Genomic DNA, 19,257 nt, shown 5'->3' with positions numbered 1-19,257 from the left:
CCCCGGTGGGGCGCGGTCTCAGGGTGGCGCGTCCCCAGCGTGGCGCATCCCCGGCGTGGCGGGGCTTCGGTGTGGTGCGGCCCCGCGTGGGCGGGGCCGGTTGATGGTGGAGGCGTCAGGGGGCCGGGGTCTTGACCTTGGTGGTCTTGCTTTCGTGGCCCAGGCGGTCCACGGCCGTGACCGCGTAGGTCGCGTCCGGCGCGGCCGTGAACGACGGGCTCGTCACGACGGCGACCAGGTTGCGGGCGTCCGTGCCGTGGCAGTCCTTGCCGGACTTCGGCACCTGGTACACCGCGTACGCCCGCGCCCCCTGGGACGGCTTCCAGGACAGCTGGGTGCCGGTGGCCTTGAGGCCGGCCGGGGCGGGAGGGGCGGAGCCGCCGAGCTCCTTGATCAGGGGCAGCAGGGCGGGCCGGGAGTAGTGGTTCTTGGCGACGCGGTCCACGGACCCGAGGGGGTTGTCCAGCAGGTTCTTGGCGCTGAAGTAGACCTCGCCCTTCACCTGCTTGTGATCCCGGTTGACGCCCACCTCGGCGGCCAGCTCGCCGGGCTTGGTCCAGGCCCGGTCGTCCTTGGCGCCGACCCGGTAGAGCCCCTGGCCGATGTACAGCTGCACGTCCGTGCCCTTGACCTCGTCGGACCACCAGGCCGCCAGCGTGTCGTAGTCGGCCAGCTTGTGGCCGCGCGGCCAGTAGAGCTGCGGGAGCACGTAGTCGACGGTGCCCGACTTGATCCAGGCGCGCGCGTCCGCATAAATCGAGTCGTACGCGGACATGCCCGAAGTGTTCGAGCCGGTCGGGTCGTTTGACTTGTTACGCCAGATGCCGAAGGGGCTGATCCCGAACTTGACGTGGCCCTTGGTGTCGTGGACGGCCTTGTCCACCTGGGCGACGAGCGTGTTGACGTTGTCGCGCCGCCAGGCGGCGAGCTTCTTGCCGTCGCCGTACTTCGCGAACGCCGCTCCGTCGTCGAACTTCTGCCCCGCCGCCGGGTAGGGGTAGAAGTAGTCGTCGAAGTGCACTCCGTCGATGTCGTAACGGGACACCACGTCCGTGATGACCTTGGTCACGTGGTCGCGGACGGCGGGCAGGCCGGGGTTGTAGTAGAGGCGGCCGCCGTACTTGATCGTCCAGTCGGGGTGCTTGCGCGCCGGATGGCCGGCGGGCAGCTTGGCGGTGCTGTCGCCGTAAGAGGCGCGGTACGGGTTGAACCAGGCGTGGAACTCCATGCCGCGCTTGTGTGCCTCGTCGATGAGGAACGGCAGCGGATCCCAGCCGGGGTCCTTGCCGGCCGTGCCCGTCAGATATTGGGTCCAGGGCTCCAGCGACGACTTGTAGAGAGCGTCGGAGGCCGGCCGGACCTGGACGAAGACGGCGTTGAGGTTGCGCTTGGCGGCGCCGTCGAGGATCTTGACGTACTCGGCCCGCTGCCGGTCGGGCGACAGGCCCGTCTTGGAGGGCCAGTCGATGTTCTGGGTGGTGGCGATCCACACCCCGCGCAGCTCCCGCTTGGGATAGCGGGCGTCGGCCTTGCAGGCCGCGGCGGGTGCGTCGGGCGCGGCGGCGACGGCCGTCTTCTTCTTGCTCGCTGCTGGGCTCTCCCCGGCTCCGGGGCCGAAGACGTAGGCGGCGGAGGTGGTGACGACCGCGAGAGCAGCAGCGGCTAGGAGTGGGCGTCCGTTTCGCATAATGCCACCCAGTGTGGCAGTTGCTCCGGCATGCTCGGTACGAAAAAAAGAAATCGACTCGTGATGCTTCTGTGACAAAGGTAAACTGCTGGGCCGGGAGGGAGCAAAGCCCTCCCGGCTCCGTCCAGCCTCAGTCAGCGGTGGCGGCCACCTTGCTCGCGAGGTTCGGCGGCAGGGGCTCGTAGCGCAGGAAGGACCGCTGGAACGTCCCGGTGCCGTGGGACATGGATCTCAGGTCGATGGCGTACCGCGTGATCTCCAGCTCGGGCACCTCGGCCTTGACCAGCGTACGGCCCGTGCCGACGGGCTCCGTGCCGAGCACCCGCCCGCGCCGCGACGACAGGTCGGACATCACCGACCCCACGTAGTCGTCGGCGACCAGCACCGACAGCTCGTCCACCGGCTCCAGCAGCAGCGTCGGCACCTTCGCCGCCGCCTCTTTCAGCGCGAGCTGGCCGGCGATCTGGAAGGCCATGTCGGAGGAGTCGACCGAGTGCGCCTTGCCGTCGTACAGGGTGACGCGCACGTCCACCATCGGGTAGCCGGCCACGACGCCCCGCTCCATCTGGGCCCGCACGCCCTTCTCCACCGACGGGATGAACTGCCGCGGCACCACGCCGCCCACGATCTTGTCCACGAACTCGAACCCGCCGCCCGACGGCAGCGGCTCGACCTCGAGGTGGCAGATGGCGTACTGGCCGTGGCCGCCGGTCTGCTTGACGTTGCGGCCCATCGCCTGGCACCTGCCGCCGAACGTCTCGCGCAGCGGCACCCGCAGCTCGACCCGCTCGACCTCGACGCCGTGGCGCTTGGACAGGCGGTCGAGCAGCACGTCAGTGTGCGCCTCGCCCATGCACCACAGGACGAGCTGCCTGGTCTCGGCGTTGTTCTCCAGCCGCAGCGTCGGGTCCTCGGCCACCAGCCGGGCCAGGGCCTGCGACAGCTTGTCCTCGTCGGCCTTCGACTTGGCCCTGATCGCCACCGGCAGGAGCGGGTCGGGCATGGCCCAGGCGGTCATCAGGAGCGGCTGGTCGACCTCGGACAGCGTGTCGCCGGTCTCGGCCCGCGACAGCTTGGCGACCGCGACGATGTCGCCCGCGACGCCCTTGGCCGCGGGGCGCTGCTGCTTGCCCAGCGGGCAGGTCAGGGTGCCGATGCGCTCGTCCACGTCGTGGTCCTCGTGCCCGCGGTCGGCCAGGCCGTGCCCGGACACGTGCACGGTCATGTCGGGGCGCAGCGTGCCCGAGAAGACGCGTACGAGGCTGATGCGGCCCACGTACGGGTCGCTGGTGGTCTTGACGACCTCGGCCACGAGCGGGCCGTCGGGGTCGCAGGCGATGCCCTTGACCGGCTTGCCCGACAGGTCGGTGATCTCGGGCAAGGGGTGTTCGAGGGGCGACGGGAAGCCCTGGGTCATGATCTCGAGGATCTCCTGCGCGCCGACGCCGAGCCCGCTGCACAGCACGGGATAGAAGCTGCCGCGCGCGACGGCCTTCTCCAGGTCCTCCACCAGGACCTTGGTGTCGATGGGCTCGCCTTCGAGGTAGCGCTCCATGAGCGATTCGTCTTCGCTCTCCTGGATGATGCCCTCGATCAGCTCGCCGCGGCGCTCCTCGATCTGCGCCGCGTACTCCGCCCCCGGCTCCTTCTCCGTGCGGGTGCCCGTGGCGTAGTTGTAGAACTTCTGCGACAGCAGCCCGATCAGGCCGTTGACGTGGCCGTTGGTGATGACGGGCAGGTAAAGGGGCGCGACGCCGTCGCCGAAGACGTCCTGGCACGTCGTGAGGACCTCGTCGAAGTCGGCCCGCTGGTGGTCGATCTTGGTGATCACCACTGCCCGCGGCATGCCGACCTGGGAGCACTCCTCCCACAGCATCTGGGTGAGCCCGTCGATCCCCTCGGAGGCGGAGACCACGAACAGCGCGGCGTCCGCCGCGCGCAGCCCCGCGCGCAGGTCGCCCACGAAATCGGCGTAACCGGGGGTGTCAAGGAGGTTGATCTTGATGCCGTTGTGCACCAGCGGTGCCACGGCGAGGTTGACCGACCGCTGCTGACGGACCTCCACCTCGTCGAAGTCGCTGACCGTGTTGCCGTCCTCCACGCGGCCGGCGCGCTGGACGGTGCCGGTCGCGGCCAGCAGCTGCTCGGCGAGGGTCGTCTTACCCGCTCCTGAGTGGCCGACCAGCACGACATTGCGTATCGCATCCGCCCTGTCGGCCGTGGGTGCCCTGCCCGCGGCTCCCGCAGCGCCACCGGTGTTCTTCTCTGCCACAACAGCCTCCCGCATCGCCGGATGTTCCAACGACCGCGCCCCAGCGGAGGGTGTCTGGAAACCGCATGGACGCGGTGTGTTCACCAAATACCCCTGTGGCGGATATCACAAGGGGGGTGGGGCAAAGAAAGTTGTCAGGCGTTCCATGGCCTACGATCGGACCGCGATGCTCAAACTCCTGCGCCCGGCCATGACCCGGATACTCACCCCGCTGGGCAGGGCCCTCGTCGGCCGCGGGATCGGCCCGAACGCCGTCACGGCGATCGGCACCCTCGGCACGGTCGTGTCCGCCCTGCTCTTCTTCCCCCTGGGTCAGCTGACCTGGGGCGCTCTCGTGATCACCGTCTTCGTGCTGTTCGACCTGCTCGACGGCGTGGTGGCGAGGCTCGGCGGGAAGGGCGGCTCCACCTGGGGCGCGTTCCTCGACTCGACGCTCGACCGGGTGGCCGACGCGGCCATCTTCGCCGGGCTGATCCTCTACTTCATCTCCAGGCACGACACGCTCATGGCCGCCGTGACGCTGGTCTGCCTGATCGCGGGCTCCCTGGTGTCGTACGCCAAGGCCAGGGCCGAGGGGCTCGGGCTCACGGCCGACGTGGGGCTGGCCGAGCGGCCGGAGCGGCTGGTCGTCGCGCTCGTCGCGGCCTGTTTCGCGGGGCTCGGCGTTCCGTACATTCTTCCCGCGGGCATGTGGCTGCTGGCCGCGGCCAGCGTGTTCACCGTGGGGCAGCGCGTGGTGGCCGTCCATCGGCAGACGAGGGAGAGATGAGCGACAAGGCGTCCTTCGGTGATCGTGTCGTGGCCGCGGGGTTCGCGGCCGGCTGGAAGCTCGTGCCGCTGCTGCCCGAGCGCCCGACGGCCGCGGTCTTCCGCTTCCTGGCCGACCGGGTCTGGAGCCGGCGGGGCAAGTCCGTGCTGCGCCTGGAGTCCAACCTGGCCAGGGTGACCGGGCTCGACGTGGGCGGCCGCGAGCTGCGTGAGCTCAGCAGGGCCGGCATGCGCTCGTACTTCCGCTACTTCCACGAGATCTTCCGGCTGCCGTCGATGAGCGTCGAGGAGATCGTGCGGCGCAGCCACGTCATCGGGGCCGAGCACGTCCACACCACCGTGGCGGCCGGGCGGGGCGTGGTGCTGGCGCTGCCCCACATGGGCAACTGGGACCAGGCGGGGGCGTGGCTGGTCGGCGTGGGCCACCCGTTCACGACCGTGGCCGAGCGGCTCAGGCCCGAGTCGCTGTTCCGCCGGTACGTGGCCTTCCGCGAGGGGCTCGGCATGGAGGTGCTGCCGCTGACCGGCGGCGACGGGCACAACTTCGGCACGCTGGCCACCCGCGTGCGCAAGGGCGGCGTCGTGTGCCTGCCCGCCGAGCGCGACCTGACCAAGAGCGGCGTCGAGGTGCGCTTCTTCGGCGCGGCCACCAAGGTCCCCGCCGGGCCGCCGCTGCTGGCCGTGCAGACGGGGGCCGCGCTGCTCCCGGCCATCGTCTACAACGTGGGCGACGACTGGGGCATCCACATCCACGAGGAGATCCCGGTCCCGGCCGAGGGCACCCGGCAGGAGAAGGTCGCGGCGGTGGCGCAGGGGCTGGCCGACGTGTTCGAGAAGGGCATCTCCGAGCACCCGGAGGACTGGCACATGTTGCAGCGGCTCTGGCTGGAAGACCTCGCCCGATGAGGATCGGCATCGTCTGCCCCTACTCGTGGGACATGCCGGGCGGGGTCAAGCAGCACATCGACGACCTGGCCCAGGCGCTGATGGCGCAGGGGCACGAGGTTTCCGTGATCGCGCCGGCCGCCGACGACGACGAGCTGCCCCCCTACGTGACGGGCGCGGGCCGGGCGGTGCCCGTGCCGTACAACGGGTCGGTGGCCAGGATGTCGTTCGGCTTCCTGTCGGCCGCGCGGGTGCGGCGGTGGGTGCGTACGGGCGGGTTCGACGTGCTGCACATCCACGAGCCGCTGATCCCGAGCCTGGGCGTGCTGGCCTGCTGGGCGGCCAGGGGGCCGATCGTGGCCACGTTCCACGCGTCGTTCACGCGCTCGCGGGCCATCGCGGTGGCCGAGCCGTTACTGCGCAGCGCGCTGGAGAAGCTGACGGGCCGCATCGCGGTCTCCGACGCGGCCAGGAAGAGCCTGGTCGAGCAGTTCGGCGGCGACGCCGTGCTGATCCCCAACGGCGTCACCGTCTCCCGCTACACCGAGGCGGAGCCGCTCGACGGCTGGGGGCCCGACGGCGCCACGATCGGCTTCCTCGGCCGGATGGACGAGGAGCGCAAGGGCCTGCCGATCCTGCTCGACGCGTTCAGGAAGCTCGCGGCCGAGCGGCCCGGCCTGAAGCTGCTCCTGGCCGGGCCCGGCGACGCGAAGGACGTCTACGAGCGGGTGCCGAAGGAGTTCCACGATCGGGTGACCGTGCTGGGCATGGTGAGCGAGGCCGACAAGATCCGCGCCTACCACTCGGTCGACGTCTTCTGCGCGCCCAACACGCGCGGGGAGAGCTTCGGCATCGTGCTGGCCGAGGCCATGGCGTCCGGGGCGACGGTGCTGGCCAGCGACATCCCGGCCTTCCGCAGGGTGCTGGGCGAGGGGCAGGCGGGCGCGCTGTTCGCCAACGGCGAGGCCGGCTCGCTGGCGCGCGAGGCGGCCGCGCTGCTCGACGCGCCCGAGCGGCGGGCCAAGCTGGCCGCCGAGGCGCTGGTGGCGGTGCGGAAGTACGACTGGTCGACGGTCGCGCGGGACGTCGTACGCGTCTACGAGACGGTCGCCACGAGCGGGGCGGGCCGCGTGGAGGAAGATCTGTGACATCCACCATCATCGTGCTGGTCGTGGGCATCGTCGTGGTGCTCACGGCCGTCTACATCTCCTGGCGCGCGGGCCGGCTCGACCGCCTGCACATCCGGCTGGAGCTGGCCCAGGAGTCGCTGGACGCCGCGCTGATGCGGCGCAGGGCGGTGGTGCTGGAGCTGGCCGGCTCGCGCCTGCTCGACCCCGCGACCTCCCTGGTGCTGGCCGCCGCGGCGCACGAGGCCAGGACGGCGGGCCCGGAGGAGCGCGAGCACGCCGAGAGCGACCTGTCGGGCACCCTGCGCGCGGTCGTGGACCAGGAGCGGTTCAGGGAGAAGCTGGCGGAGTCGCCCGGCGGCGCCGACCTGCTGGACGAGCTCGACACGGCGGTGGCCAAGGTCGTCTACTCGCGCCGCTTCTACAACAATGCGGTTTCGGTCACGCGTACGGCTCAGCGGCGCTGGCTGGCCAGAACCCTCCGCCTGGCCGGGCATACCGAATATCCAGAATTCTTCGAAATCGATGACAATCCGCCGGCAGCTATGGCAACTGAATGACCTAATTTGGGGAAGCCAGTAAGCTTCATCCCGTTTTTCGGGCTGAAGCGAGGAGTGTTCAGGTGCGGCTATCCCGGATGATCACGGTCACACTGGCCGGCGCGGCGGTGCTGCTGCCCGTCGCGGCCTGCTCCTCCTCGGAGGAGCCCGCCCCGGGTAAGGCGCCCCAGGCCGCCACGGCCGCTCCCAGCGAGGAGCCCACCGAGGCGCCCGAGGGCCACCCGTTCACCGGCAAGCCGTACGACGGCCTGAAGCCGGTGCTCGCGGTGAAGATCGAGAACACCGCGGCGGGCAAGCCGCAGCTCGGCCTCAAGAGCGCGGACATCGTCTACATCGAGCAGGTCGAGGCGGGCCTGACCCGGCTCATGGCGATCTTCTCCTCCAAGGTGCCGGCGAAGGTGGGCCCCGTCCGCAGCGCCCGCATCTCCGACCTGCACATCACGCCGCAGTTCGGCAAGCCGGCCTTCGCCTACTCGGGCGTGCAGACCAAGATGCTGCCGTTCGTGGCCAAGGCGTCGCTGTTCGACGTCGGCGACACGCGCAACCCCGGGGCGTACTTCCGCCAGCCGGGCCGCTTCGCCCCCTACAACCTCTTCGCCAACACCAAGGACCTCCTCGCCAAGGCCCCCAAGGCGAGCAAGGCCAAGGACATCGGCTTCACCTTCGGCGAGGCCCCGGCCGAGGGCGGCGTGGACAAGAAGTCGTACAGCGTCAAGTGGCCCGCGGCGCGCTTCACCTTCGCCTGGTCGGCGGAGAAGGAGCAGTGGCTGATCTGGCAGGACGGCAAGAAGGACATGGCGGCGGAGGGCGGCCAGCTCGGCGCGCCGACGATCGTCATCCAGTACACCAAGACCGAGCGCTCGGAGTTCCACGACAAGAACCAGAGCTACACGCCGCTCGTGCACACCACGGGCAAGGGCAAGGCGATCGTGCTGCGCGACGGCAAGGCGTACAAGGCGAACTGGGAGCGGGAATCCGAGGACACCGGTACGACGTTCACCACGGAGAGCGGCGAGCCGATGAACTTCGCGCCCGGCCAGGTCTGGGTGGCGCTCGCCAGCCGCAAACCCGTCATCCCCTAGCGCCTTTCTGTCCAAGTATGGCGATAAATCCTGACATCTTGGCATGTCGGGGGAGGGGTCCTTCAGGACCTACCATGGGGTTGATAACTTACCGAAGCCGTGAGAGCCGTGAGGATGACCGTGTCGACCAGCACGCCTGAAAGCACCCCCGTCACCGGAACCGCCCGTGTCAAGCGTGGCATGGCCGAGATGCTCAAGGGCGGCGTCATCATGGACGTCGTCACCCCCGAGCAGGCCAAGATCGCCGAAGACGCCGGCGCGGTGGCCGTCATGGCCCTCGAGCGTGTGCCCGCCGACATCCGCGCCCAGGGCGGGGTCTCCAGGATGAGCGACCCCGACATGATCGACGGCATCATCGAGGCCGTGTCGATCCCCGTGATGGCCAAGGCCCGCATCGGCCACTTCGTCGAGGCCAGGGTCCTGCAGGCGCTCGGCGTCGACTACGTGGACGAGTCGGAGGTGCTGACCCCGGCCGACTACGCCAACCACATCGACAAGTGGCAGTTCACCGTGCCGTTCGTGTGCGGGGCCACCAACCTGGGCGAGGCCATGCGCCGCATCACCGAGGGCGCGGCCATGATCCGCTCCAAGGGCGAGGCCGGCACCGGCGACGTCTCCAACGCCGTCACCCACATGCGCACGATCCGCGCCGAGATCAAGCGCCTCACCTCGCTGCCCGAGGACGAGCTCTACGTCGCGGCCAAGGAACTGCAGGCCCCGTACGAGCTGGTCGTCGAGGTCGCCAAGACCGGCAAGCTGCCGGTCGTGCTGTTCACCGCGGGCGGCATCGCCACCCCGGCCGACGCCGCGATGATGATGCAGCTCGGGGCCGAGGGCGTGTTCGTGGGCTCGGGCATCTTCAAGTCGGGCGACCCGGCCAAGCGCGCCGCGGCCATCGTCAAGGCCACGACCTTCTACGACGACCCCGACGTCATCGCCAAGGTCTCGCGTGGCCTGGGCGAGGCCATGGTCGGCATCAACGTCGACGAGATCCCGCAGCCGCACCGCCTGGCCGAGCGCGGCTGGTAGGGACGGCGCGTCGCTGCAGGTCGCCACGCCCGCCCGTGTGACATGATCACGTACGGCAGGCGGGGGCACACCACAGCGTGACGATGAAAATCGCCAGATGAGGCGGCATCCGCGAAGGATGTCGCCTTTTTGGTGTTGTGTGGCGTTCACCACGTAGTCATGATCTTCAGTAAAGCTACCTGGCGTCCCCCTCACCCTTGATCGTCACAGGAGCGTCTCGTGTCCAAGCTGAACCGCCGGCACTTTCTGGTCACAGGGTTAGCGGCGGGCGCCGCCGTGACCATCCCCGCGACCGCCGCCTTCGCTGATCCGGGCGCCGATCCCGGCACCGATCCCGCCGTCGAGGCGGCCTCGCGCGAGCTGCGTACCGATCCCTTCACGCTCGGCGTCGCCTGCGGCGATCCCGACCACGAGGGCTTCGTCCTGTGGACCAGGCTCGCCCAGGAGCCGCTGGCCGAGGACGGGTTCGGCGGCATGCCGCAGCGGCCGTTCCCGGTGCAGTGGCAGGTGTACGCCGACGAGCGCTGCCGCCGCGTCGTGCGCTCCGGGGTGAGCGTGGCCACGCCCGAGTGGGGCCACAGCGTGCACGTCGAGGTCGACCGGCTGGGCTCCGACCGTGACTACTGGTACCGCTTCCGCGTCGGCAGGTACGTCTCGCCGGTCGGGCGGGCCCGCACCGCGCCGCACCCGCTGTCGTACGGCAGCTCGCTGGCCATGGCGTTCGTCTCGTGCGCCCAGTACGAGCACGGCTACTTCACCTCCTACCGCCGGCTGGCCGAGGACAACCCGGACCTCGTCCTGCACCTGGGCGACTACCAGTACGAGTACACCAAGGACACCTACACCATCCCCGGTGGCAACGTCCGTGACCACGAGGGCCCCGAGACCGAGACGCTGGCCGGCTACCGCCAGCGCCACGCCCAGTACAAGGCCGACCCCGACCTGCAGGCCGCGCACGCGGCCGCGCCGTGGCTGGTGGTGTGGGACGACCACGAGGTCGACAACAACTGGGCCGACGAGATCCCCGAGAAGCCCGAGGTCCCCCAGCCGAACTTCCTGGCCAGGCGCGAGGCCGCCTTCCGCGCCTACTACGAGAACATGCCGCTGCGCCGCACCTCCATCCCGCGCGGCATCGACATGCAGCTCTACCGGCGGATCCGGTGGGGGCGGATGGCCATGTTCCACATGCTCGACACCCGCCAGTACCGCGACGACCAGGGCTGCGGCGACGGCTACCGCGACTGCCCGGCCGCCGTGGATCCCGCGCGCTCGATCACGGGGGCCGAGCAGGAGTCCTGGCTGCTGGACGGCTTCCACCACTCCCGCGCGCAGTGGGACATCATCGGCCAGCAGGTCTTCTTCGCCCAGCGCGACAACAACGCCGGCCCCGCCAGGATCACCAGTCAGGACGCCTGGGACGGCTACGTCGCCTCCCGGCAGCGCATCACCCAGGGCTGGGTGGACGCCAAGGTGCGCAACGCCGTCGTGCTGACCGGCGACGTGCACGCCCACTGGGCCAGCGACCTCAAGCTGAACTACGACGACCCGACCGGACCGTCGGTGGGCTCCGAACTGGTGGCCACCTCGATCTCGACGGGCGGCGACGGCGCGGACTCCGACCCGTCCACGCACCCGTTCCTGACGATCAACCCGCACCTGAAGTTCTACAACAACCAGCGCGGTTACGTGCTGACGAAGATCGAGCGCGACCAGCTGACCGCGGACTTCAGGGTGGTGCCGAAGGTGCAGACCCCGGGGGCCGAGGTCTACACGCGGGCCACGTTCGTCGTGGAGGACCGGGTGCCGGGGGTGCAGCAGACGTACCTGCGCCCGCTCGACCCGACGCTGCGCGCCCAGCAGCAGCTGACCGTGGAGGAGACGGTCCGCCTGGAGACCGAGCGTCCCTGACGATCGCTCCGGCGAGCGGCACCCCGGTTCCGGGGTGCCGCTTTTTTCTTGACCGGAATATTAGCCAGGCTAAGTTAGTTGGGCTAAGCATGAGGGACGACCCCACCCGCCTGGCCGAGCAGGTCTCCACGGTGCTGCGCCACCTGGTCCTCCTGCTCAGGCGCACCGTCGCCGGCCAGCCCGTCACCAGCCAGCAGTACGCCGTGCTCGGCTCGCTCGAACCCGGCCCGCGCCGCATGACCGAGCTGGCCGAGGAGCACGCCGTCCAGCTGCCCACGATGACCGTGCAGATCAACCGCCTGGAGGACGCCGGCCTGGTGGCGCGCGGCTCCGACCCGGCCGACGCCCGCGTCAGGACGGTCGAGCTGACCGGCGAGGGCCGCGAGCGGCTGCTGGCCGTCCGGCGGGCCAGGATCGCCCACCTCAGCCAGGAGCTGGCCGCGCTCACCGACGACGAGCGCGCCACGCTGGCGGCCGCGCTGCCCGTCCTGGCCAAGCTCGGCCGAAACCCCCGGTAAAGCCCCCCACCCCCGGTAAAGGAGCACCATGCAATCCGGCGGCGGAATCCTTCGCCAGCCCGTGTCCGTCTGGGCCACCGCGTTCGCCGCGGTCGTGGCCTTCATGGGCATCGGCCTCGTCGACCCCATCCTCCCCTCCATCGCCCAAGGTCTGAAGGCCACGCCCAGCCAGGTGTCGCTGCTGTTCACCAGCTACTTCCTGGTGACGGCGGTGGCGATGCTGCTCACCGGCTGGGTCTCCAGCCGCATCGGCGGCAAGCGGACGCTGCTGGCCGGGCTCGCCCTCGTCATCGTCTTCGCCGCGCTCGCCGGCACCTCCACCAGCGTCGGCGAGCTCGTCGGCTTCCGCGCCGGCTGGGGCCTGGGCAACGCGCTGTTCGTGGCCACCGCGCTGGCAGTCATCGTGGGCGCGGCCAGCGGCGGCGCGGAGGCGGCGATCATCCTGTACGAGGCCGCGCTCGGCCTGGGCATCTCCGCCGGCCCGCTGGTGGGCGCCCTGCTCGGCGACTGGAACTGGCGGGCCCCGTTCTTCGGCACCGCCACCCTCATGGCCGTCGGCTTCGTACTGATCGTCACCCTGCTCAGGGCCACCCCCAAGCCCGCCGCCAGGACGAGCCTCGCCGCGCCGATCAAGGCGCTCGCCCACGGCGGCCTGTCCACCACGGCCTTCACCGCGCTCTTCTACAACTTCGCGTTCTTCACCGTGCTGGCCTTCACCCCGTTCATCCTGCACATGTCGCCCTACGGCATCGGCGCCGTCTTCTTCGGGTGGGGCGTGTGCGTGGCGCTGGCCTCGGTGTTCGGCGCGCCGCCGCTGCAGCGCAGGATCGGCTCGGTGAACGTGCTGCACCTGGCGCTGGCGCTGCTGGCAGTGTTCCAGGTCGGCATCGCGCTGTCCGGGCACACCGGGATCATCGTGTTCACCGTGCTGTCCGGCATCCCCATCGGCCTCAACAACACCGTGTTCACCGAGTCGGCCATGGAGGTCTCCGACGCGCCCAGGCCCGTCGCCTCCGCCGGCTACAACTTCGTGCGCTGGATGGGCGGCGCGCTGGCCCCGTTCATCGCCACCAAGCTGGGCGAGGAGATCGGCGTCGCCGTGCCGTACGCGCTGGGCGCCGCCTGCTGCTTCGTCGGCATGGCCATCCTCTACTTCCGGCGCCACCACCTGCGCGTCCTGAACCGGGTGGACGCCGACCACACGCTCCAGGACGCGGTGGCTCCCGCTGGTTGATAATTTCCCCACATGGTGGGACCTGTCCTGTTACTCGTGGCCGGCCTGCTCGGGGCGCCCGCACGGGCCGAGCTGTCCGTGATGACCTGGAACGTCTGCGCGGGCACCAACGCGGCGTGCCCCCTCTACCGCGCGGGCGCGCTCGAACTCGCGCAGAGCATCGGCGGGTACGCGATCAAGAACGGCCCCCCTGACGTGATCTTCCTGCAGGAGTTCTGCACGGGCGCGGCCGGCACGCTCGAACTCTGGCTCGAACAGCGCACCGGCCGCGCCTGGACCATCGGCTCATGGGGCCTGACCTCCCACGACGGCACCCCGTACGCCTGCCACCCCGACCGCCTCGGCCGCCCGCGCGGCGCGCAGAGCATCGCGGTCGCCGTGGCGGGCGACCCAGCCGAGGACGGGGCCGCCTTCGAGGTCCACCCGCTGCCCGCCCCGCCCTGGTACGTCAAGCGCGCCGTCCTCTGCGCCACCGTCCCCGCCAGGAAGGTGCGCGCCTGCGGCACCCACCTGTCCTCCGGCCGCGCCGACGACGACCGGCAGCCCGGCGCCCCCTACCGGACCAGGCAGATCAGGCGGCTGCTCGAGATCGCGGCCGAGCCGGGACACCGGACGATCCTCGGCGGAGACCTCAACGTGGCGCCCCCGGACAGCGGATACGGCGCCGCCGCCGGTCGCCGGGCCGTCGCGCCGCTCTACCGCGCGTACCAGGAATGCGACCAGCGCGGCGCGCGGCGCACCGGCCGGTGGACCAGGGAGGGTAAAAAGCTCGATTACCTGTTCGCCCCCAAGGGCACGGTGCGGACCTGCCGCGTCGCACGGGACGTGACGCTGTCCGACCACAAGCCCGTCCATGTCAAAGTGGCCCTTTAGGAAGATCCCAGGCCATCCTGGTGTTGAATTGTCGGAACCCGCACCCAGACGGAAGGATCGACTGTGCCCACGATCGGTGTACTCGCTCTCCAGGGAGACGTGCGCGAGCATGCGCGCATGCTTCAGGAGGCAGGAGCGTCGGCCACCGCCGTGCGCCGGCCCGCCGAGCTGGACGCGATCGACGGCCTGGTCATCCCCGGCGGGGAGTCGACCACCATGTGGAAGCTCGCCGAGACCTTCGACATGCTGGAGCCGCTGCGGCTGCGGATCAAGGAAGGCATGCCCGCCTACGGCTCGTGCGCCGGCATGATCATGCTGGCCGACAGGATCGAGGACGGCGTCGCCGGACAGCAGACGATCGGCGGCATCGACATGGTGGTCAGGCGCAACGCGTTCGGCCGCCAGGTCGACTCCTTCGAGTCCGACCTGGACTTCGCGGGGGAGCGGGTGCACGCGGTGTTCATCCGCGCTCCCTGGGTCGAATCCCTCGGCGGCGACGTCGAAGTGCTGGGCAGGTGCGAGCCTGGGGATAGGATCGTCGCGGTCCGTCAAGGGCCGCTGCTCGCGACGTCGTTCCACCCCGAGCTGACCGGGGACACGCGCGTGCACCGTTACTTCGTAGACATGGTGAGGGAGCTCTAGGTAATGTCCGGCCACTCCAAATGGGCGACGACGAAGCACAAGAAGGCCGCGCTCGACGCCAAGCGCGGCAAGCTGTTCGCGAAGCTCATCAAGAACATCGAGGTGGCGGCACGGACCGGTGGCCCCGACCCGGACGCCAACCCCACCCTCTTCGACGCCATCTTCAAGGCGAAGAAGAACTCCGTGCCCAACGACAACATCGAGCGCGCCCGCAAGCGCGGCGGCGGCCTCGAGGCCGGTGGCGCCGACTGGCAGACCATCATGTACGAGGGCTACGCGCCCGGCGGCGTCGCGGTGCTCATCGAGTGCCTCACCGACAACCGCAACCGCGCCGCCTCCGAGGTCCGCGTCGCGCTGACCCGCAACGGCGGCTCGCTGGCCGACCCCGGGTCCGTCTCCTACATGTTCAACCGCAAGGGCGTCGTGATCGTGCCCAAGCAGAACGGGCTCGACGAGGACACTGTGCTCATGGCCGTCCTCGACGCGGGCGCCGAGGAGGTCAACGACCTGGGCGAGTCGTTCGAGGTCGTCTCCGAGGCCGGTGACCTGGTGCCGGTCCGCAAGGCGCTGCAGGACGCCGGGATCGACTACGACTCGGCCGAGTCGAGCTTCCTGCCGACGATGAGCGTGCCGCTCGACGAGGAGGGCGCCAAGAAGGTGTTCCGCCTCATCGACGCGCTGGAGGACAGCGACGACGTCCAGAACGTCTTCGCCAACTTCGACGTGCCGGACGACGTGCTGGCGGCGCTGGACTAGCAGTCGTTCCGACGTAAGGGCTCGGCCACGCCGGGCCCTTACTCATGCGCGCCCACCCCCGCGTTTCCGGCCCCGGTTTTCTTCGGGGGTTCCGGGGCTTTCTTCGGGTGCGAGAAGGGGCGGGGCAGCGTAGGGTCGGGCGACGTGACTTCCCCCACCCCTCCACAGGCCCCCTCTCCGGCGCTCGGCTGGCTGCTGGCCGTGCCCGCGCTGTTCGGCACGCTGATCTCGCTCGTGCTCCCCACGATCCAGACGATCTGGCTCAGCCTGCAGAGGGGCGGCGTCCTGCGCGAGAGCACGTACGTGGGGTTCGCCAACTACGGCAAGCTGCTGGGCGACGGCGAGTTCTGGCGGGCGGCGTGGTTCACGCTGTCGCTGGTCGCGATGCCGTTGCTGGTGGCCGTGGTGGTGGCGCCGCTGCTGGCGGTGGCGCTCGACCGGGCGGGCACGTGGCCGCGGCGGGCCGGGCGGATCGCGCTGTCGCTGGCGATCGTCACGTTCTCGCCGGTGGGGGTGGCGGCGGCCTGGACGCGCGGGCTGGCGCCGGACGCGCCCGGCCTGGCGGGGCTGGCCGAAGGGCTGCGCGATCCCGCGACCGCGCCTGGAACGCTCCGGCTGATCGTCGCGGCCGGCACGTTCGGGGTGGTGTGCGCGCTGGCGGTCATGGCGTTCCTGCCCGCCCTGCGCGCCGGCTCCGTCCCGCAGGGCTTTTCTGGGGACTCTCGCGGCGGTGCGGCGCCCGCGATGCTCGCGGTGGGCGTGCTCGTCGCGATCGCCACGGTCGCGGTCGGGCTCCAGACGTTCTCCTTCGGCCTCGTGCTCACCCGGGGAGGCCCTGAGCGCTCCACAGAGACGCTCGCGGGGCTGGAGTACGACTTCGCCTTCCGGATGGCCGAGTTCGGCCCTGGCGCGTCCGTTGCGACCCTCACGGGGGTGATCCTCGGCGTGCTGGGCATCGTCGCGACGGTCGTCGTGGCGGCCTCGAGGCTGAGCGTCACGCTGACGCCGCGTACCGTACCGGAGCCGGGCGCGGCCGCGCCGACCCCGCCCGCGGAGGTGACCGCCGGGCGTGGTGCCGGGGGCGTCGGGATGGCCGTCGGGATCGTGGTGCTGGTGGTCTTCCTCGCCGTCGCGCTCGTGTGCGCCTGGCCGTGGATCGACGGCGTGCTCGCCTCGCCCGCCTCGGAGGCGGGTTCCCCGCGTTCCCAGGTGAACACGTGGGTGCCGGCGATCGGCGGAGCGGTCGTCTCGGTGGGCGTCGCCTACCTGGCCGCGCTCGGGATCGGCGGCCTGCGGCCGCTGGGGCGGGGGAGCGAGTGGCTGCTGCTGGTGTTCGCGCCGTGGTTGTTCGTCGGCACGGGGCCCCTCGGCGTCGCGAACTGGCAGAACATGCGCAACATGGGCCTCATCGACACCTTCCTGGCCCTCTTCCCGCCCCTCCTCGTCAGCGTCCCGGCCCTGCTCGTGCTCACGCTCCTGTGCAAGGGGCTGGCCGAGCGCACCGACAAGGACTTCTTCGGCGGCGTGTTCGTCCCGTCGCTGCCCATGGCGGGCATCCTCGCCGGAGCCGTCGCCCTGATGAACGCCCAGGACCTGCTCTGGCCGCTGCTGGTCGCGCAGAAACCCGCGTTGTTCACCGCGCCGGTGGCGCAGATGGCCCAGCTCGGCTCCTTCTCCGCGGCGAAGCCCGACGTCGGCGCCGCCACGCCGCTGCTCGTCGTCGCCGTCGCGCTGATCGCCGCCGTGGCCGCCCAGCTGCTCTACCTCGACAGGCTCGCCATCACGACGAACCGCTCCCGGGCGCGCGCCGGCGCCGCGTAGGCGCGACGCCGGCCGCCCAAAGTGGACCGGCGGCGCGGCCCGCCATAGGTTGGATCCTCGTGGAGATTCGCAACCTGATCGCTGAAGACCTCGACGACGTTCTTGACCTGCGCAGGCGCTCGTTCGGGCCGCTGCCCCCCGGCGACAACGAGAAGTGGCGCCGGGCGGTGCTCCCGGCGCTCGGCGAGGGCCGCTATCTGGGCGCGTTCGACGGCTCCAGGCTCGCCGCGGCCGCCCGGTTGCGGCGGTTCACGCAGTGGTGGCACGGCAGGCCGCAGCCGATGGCGGGCGTCGCGGGCGTCACCGTCAATCCCGAGGACCGGGGCCGTGGCGTCGGCAGCCTGATCATGCGGGCCGTCGTGGAGCGGGCCGCGGCGCTGGGTGACGCGGTCTCGGCGCTTTATCCGGCCACCACGCCGATCTACCGCTCGGTCGGCTTCGAGCACGCCGGTGGCCAGTACAAGGTCCGGCTCCCGGCCGAGGCGCTGCGCCAGATCCGGCCGTCCGGGCAGGTCAAGCTGCGCAGGATGGGCCCGGATGACGCGGGCGAGGTCGTCTCCCTGCTGCACCGCGTCCACTCGGCCACCCGCGCCAGCGGGCCCATCTCCTGGGACGAGGCCACCTGGTCCCTGTGGCTGGAGAACAAGGACGACTTCCTCTACCTGGCCGAGGACGGCTTCGTCGTCTACCGGTGGCGGGGCGACGACATGCAGGTGGAGAACCTGGTCGCGGGCTCGGCCGAGACCGCCCGGGCGCTCTGGTCGCTGGTGGGCAGCGCGTCCTCCGTCGCCCGCAAAGTCGTGGCCGCCGTGGCTCCGGACGACCCGGTGCTGTGGATGCTGCGGGAGCGGTCCAGCGAGGAGGTGCGGCAGTCGCGGTGGATGTTCAGGGTGCTGGACGTGGCCGCCGCGGTCGAGCGGCGGGGCTTTCCGGCGTACGTGAGCTGCGAGGCCGTGCTCACCGTGGACGATCCGCTGGGCGGCGGGGGGTCGTGGCGGCTGGAGGTCGCGGGCGGGTCCGGTGCGGTGACGCCCGTCGAGGGGGCCGGGGTCACGCTCTCGGTGAACGGGTTCTCGGCGCTGTACGCGGGGGTGCCGACGGCGACGCTGCGGTTGAGCGGGCTGATGTCCGGTGACGACCGCTACGACGAGGCGCTCGACACGGCCTTCGCCGCCAAGCCGTACATGCTGGACTACTTCTGACCCGAGGCTTCTGACCCGAGGCTTCTGACCCGAGGCTTCTGACCCGAGGCTTCTGGTCCGGGGCGCGCCTGTGGCTTCCTTCCCCGGCGTGCGGGCGATTGCCGGTGCGTACGCGCCCCGGCCGGGGTAAAGTCTCGTGCCGAACAGGTGTTCGGCGACGAGGGGGCTGGCCGGTGCGGGTGATGGGCGTCGATCCGGGGCTGACCCGGTGCGGGCTGGGCGCTGTCGAGGGGCGGCCGGGCGCGCCGCTGACGCTCGTGGCCGTCGGGGTGGTGCGCACCGGAGCCGACGAGGAGCTCGGTGCGCGGCTCGTCGGCATCGAGGCCGGCATCGAGCAGTGGCTCGACGACGTACGGCCCGACGCGGTGGCGGTCGAGCGCGTCTTCAGCCAGCACAACGTACGCACCGTCATGGGCACCGCGCAGGCGGCCGGGATCGCCGTGCTGTGCGCGGCCAGGCGCGGGCTTCCCGTGGCGCTGCACACGCCGTCCGAGGTCAAGGCGGCCATCACGGGCAGCGGCACCGCCGACAAGAAGCAGATCGGCGCCATGGTCACCCGGCTGCTGCGCCTGAGCGAGATGCCCAAGCCCGCCGACGCCGCCGACGCGCTGGCCCTGGCGATCTGCCACGTGTGGCGCGGCGGCGCCCAGCACCGCCTCGCCGCCGCCCTCGCCAAGGCCACCCGGAAGGACACCAGGCCGTGACCATCCGTTCCGAGGGTCTCGGGGGCATTGGGGGCTCCGAGGGCTTCGGAGGCTTTGGGCGCTTCGGGGGCTTCGGGGGTGGCGTGCCGTGCCGATGGCCCGCGCGCCCGCGGCGTGTCGTCCGTGATCATGCGGGAGGATGTCGGGCTGTGACCCTCGCCGGTGGCGTGCGGGCCCCGGCGGCGTGGA

At 70.9% G+C, this 19,257-nt stretch carries 17 protein-coding genes; 15 read left to right on the top strand and 2 right to left on the bottom strand.

The window, feature by feature from the left end; all coding sequences use genetic code 11:
* Positions 1-115: 115 nt before the first annotated feature.
* Both H4W80_RS16145 and H4W80_RS16140 read right to left on the bottom strand, forming a co-directional pair.
* Positions 116-1,687, bottom strand: a complete 1,572-nt coding sequence (locus H4W80_RS16145) for a glycoside hydrolase family 10-like protein (RefSeq protein WP_192785847.1) — start codon at positions 1,685-1,687, stop codon at positions 116-118.
* Between the two features lie 130 nt (positions 1,688-1,817).
* Positions 1,818-3,959: an elongation factor G-like protein EF-G2 gene (locus tag H4W80_RS16140; protein ID WP_192793534.1), complete on the bottom strand. Its 2,142-nt coding sequence runs from the start codon at positions 3,957-3,959 to the stop codon at positions 1,818-1,820.
* Positions 3,960-4,104: 145 nt separating this feature from the next.
* On the opposite strand from H4W80_RS16140, the gene pgsA reads away from it, so the two are divergent.
* The 15 genes from pgsA to ruvC all read left to right on the top strand — a co-directional run bounded on the left by pgsA (position 4,105) and on the right by ruvC (position 19,068).
* Positions 4,105-4,728, top strand: a complete 624-nt coding sequence (gene pgsA, locus H4W80_RS16135) for a phosphatidylinositol phosphate synthase (RefSeq protein WP_225963473.1) — start codon at positions 4,105-4,107, stop codon at positions 4,726-4,728.
* Positions 4,725-5,633 carry a phosphatidylinositol mannoside acyltransferase gene (locus H4W80_RS16130; RefSeq protein ID WP_192785846.1) on the top strand — a complete coding sequence of 303 codons (909 nt, stop codon included), beginning with the start codon at positions 4,725-4,727 and terminating at the stop codon, positions 5,631-5,633. The genes pgsA and H4W80_RS16130 overlap by 4 nt, the downstream gene beginning before the upstream one ends.
* Positions 5,630-6,760 carry a glycosyltransferase family 4 protein gene (locus H4W80_RS16125; RefSeq protein WP_192785845.1) on the top strand — a complete coding sequence of 377 codons (1,131 nt, stop codon included), beginning with the start codon at positions 5,630-5,632 and terminating at the stop codon, positions 6,758-6,760. The genes H4W80_RS16130 and H4W80_RS16125 overlap by 4 nt, the downstream gene beginning before the upstream one ends.
* Positions 6,757-7,299 (top strand): LemA family protein, encoded by a 543-nt coding sequence (locus tag H4W80_RS16120; RefSeq protein WP_192785844.1) that lies wholly within the window; start codon positions 6,757-6,759, stop codon positions 7,297-7,299. Before H4W80_RS16125 ends, H4W80_RS16120 begins: the two co-directional genes overlap by 4 nt.
* 77 nt (positions 7,300-7,376) lie before the next feature.
* Positions 7,377-8,381 carry a DUF3048 domain-containing protein gene (locus H4W80_RS16115; protein ID WP_192785843.1) on the top strand — a complete coding sequence of 335 codons (1,005 nt, stop codon included), beginning with the start codon at positions 7,377-7,379 and terminating at the stop codon, positions 8,379-8,381.
* Between the two features lie 114 nt (positions 8,382-8,495).
* Positions 8,496-9,410 (top strand): pyridoxal 5'-phosphate synthase lyase subunit PdxS, encoded by a 915-nt coding sequence (gene pdxS / locus H4W80_RS16110; RefSeq protein WP_192785842.1) that lies wholly within the window; start codon positions 8,496-8,498, stop codon positions 9,408-9,410.
* 219 nt (positions 9,411-9,629) lie between these two features.
* A complete protein-coding gene (locus tag H4W80_RS16105) occupies positions 9,630-11,318 on the top strand; it encodes an alkaline phosphatase D family protein (RefSeq protein WP_192785841.1) in 1,689 nt (562 codons plus the stop codon).
* Positions 11,319-11,407: 89 nt separating this feature from the next.
* A complete protein-coding gene (locus tag H4W80_RS16100) occupies positions 11,408-11,836 on the top strand; it encodes a MarR family winged helix-turn-helix transcriptional regulator (protein WP_192785840.1) in 429 nt (142 codons plus the stop codon).
* A gap of 61 nt (positions 11,837-11,897) precedes the next feature.
* Positions 11,898-13,070 (top strand): MFS transporter, encoded by a 1,173-nt coding sequence (locus H4W80_RS16095; RefSeq protein WP_318786890.1) that lies wholly within the window; start codon positions 11,898-11,900, stop codon positions 13,068-13,070.
* 12 nt (positions 13,071-13,082) lie between these two features.
* A complete protein-coding gene (locus H4W80_RS16090; protein WP_192785838.1) occupies positions 13,083-13,943 on the top strand; it encodes an endonuclease/exonuclease/phosphatase family protein in 861 nt (286 codons plus the stop codon).
* 63 nt (positions 13,944-14,006) lie between these two features.
* A complete protein-coding gene (gene pdxT / locus H4W80_RS16085) occupies positions 14,007-14,585 on the top strand; it encodes a pyridoxal 5'-phosphate synthase glutaminase subunit PdxT (protein ID WP_192785837.1) in 579 nt (192 codons plus the stop codon).
* A gap of 3 nt (positions 14,586-14,588) precedes the next feature.
* Entirely contained in the window at positions 14,589-15,341 is a 753-nt protein-coding gene (locus H4W80_RS16080) for a YebC/PmpR family DNA-binding transcriptional regulator (protein ID WP_192785836.1), read from the top strand.
* Between the two features lie 144 nt (positions 15,342-15,485).
* Complete coding sequence (locus H4W80_RS16075; protein ID WP_192785835.1) at positions 15,486-17,162, top strand: carbohydrate ABC transporter permease; 1,677 nt, start codon at positions 15,486-15,488, stop codon at positions 17,160-17,162.
* A 59-nt stretch (positions 17,163-17,221) separates the two neighbouring features.
* Entirely contained in the window at positions 17,222-18,364 is a 1,143-nt protein-coding gene (locus H4W80_RS16070) for a GNAT family N-acetyltransferase (RefSeq protein ID WP_318786889.1), read from the top strand.
* Positions 18,365-18,537: 173 nt separating this feature from the next.
* A complete protein-coding gene (gene ruvC, locus H4W80_RS16065; RefSeq protein ID WP_192785834.1) occupies positions 18,538-19,068 on the top strand; it encodes a crossover junction endodeoxyribonuclease RuvC in 531 nt (176 codons plus the stop codon).
* Positions 19,069-19,257: the final 189 nt, after the last annotated feature.

It is taken from the genome of Nonomuraea angiospora (assembly GCF_014873145.1).
Lineage (GTDB): Bacteria > Actinomycetota > Actinomycetes > Streptosporangiales > Streptosporangiaceae > Nonomuraea > Nonomuraea angiospora.
This window is presented reverse-complemented; position numbering and strand designations above follow the sequence as displayed.

Excerpts from the sequence above, each read along its gene's own strand:
- H4W80_RS16080 (WP_192785836.1), top strand. The coding sequence starts at position 14,589 with ATGTCCGGCCACTCCAAATGGGCGACGACGAAGCACAAGAAGGCCGCG.
- pgsA (WP_225963473.1), top strand. The coding sequence starts at position 4,105 with ATGGCCTACGATCGGACCGCGATGCTCAAACTCCTGCGCCCGGCCATG.
- H4W80_RS16145 (WP_192785847.1), bottom strand. The coding sequence starts at position 1,687 with ATGCGAAACGGACGCCCACTCCTAGCCGCTGCTGCTCTCGCGGTCGTC.
- pdxS (WP_192785842.1), top strand. The coding sequence starts at position 8,496 with ATGACCGTGTCGACCAGCACGCCTGAAAGCACCCCCGTCACCGGAACC.
- H4W80_RS16090 (WP_192785838.1), top strand. The coding sequence starts at position 13,083 with ATGGTGGGACCTGTCCTGTTACTCGTGGCCGGCCTGCTCGGGGCGCCC.
- H4W80_RS16115 (WP_192785843.1), top strand. The coding sequence starts at position 7,377 with ATGATCACGGTCACACTGGCCGGCGCGGCGGTGCTGCTGCCCGTCGCG.
- H4W80_RS16125 (WP_192785845.1), top strand. The coding sequence starts at position 5,630 with ATGAGGATCGGCATCGTCTGCCCCTACTCGTGGGACATGCCGGGCGGG.
- H4W80_RS16130 (WP_192785846.1), top strand. The coding sequence starts at position 4,725 with ATGAGCGACAAGGCGTCCTTCGGTGATCGTGTCGTGGCCGCGGGGTTC.
- H4W80_RS16100 (WP_192785840.1), top strand. The coding sequence starts at position 11,408 with ATGAGGGACGACCCCACCCGCCTGGCCGAGCAGGTCTCCACGGTGCTG.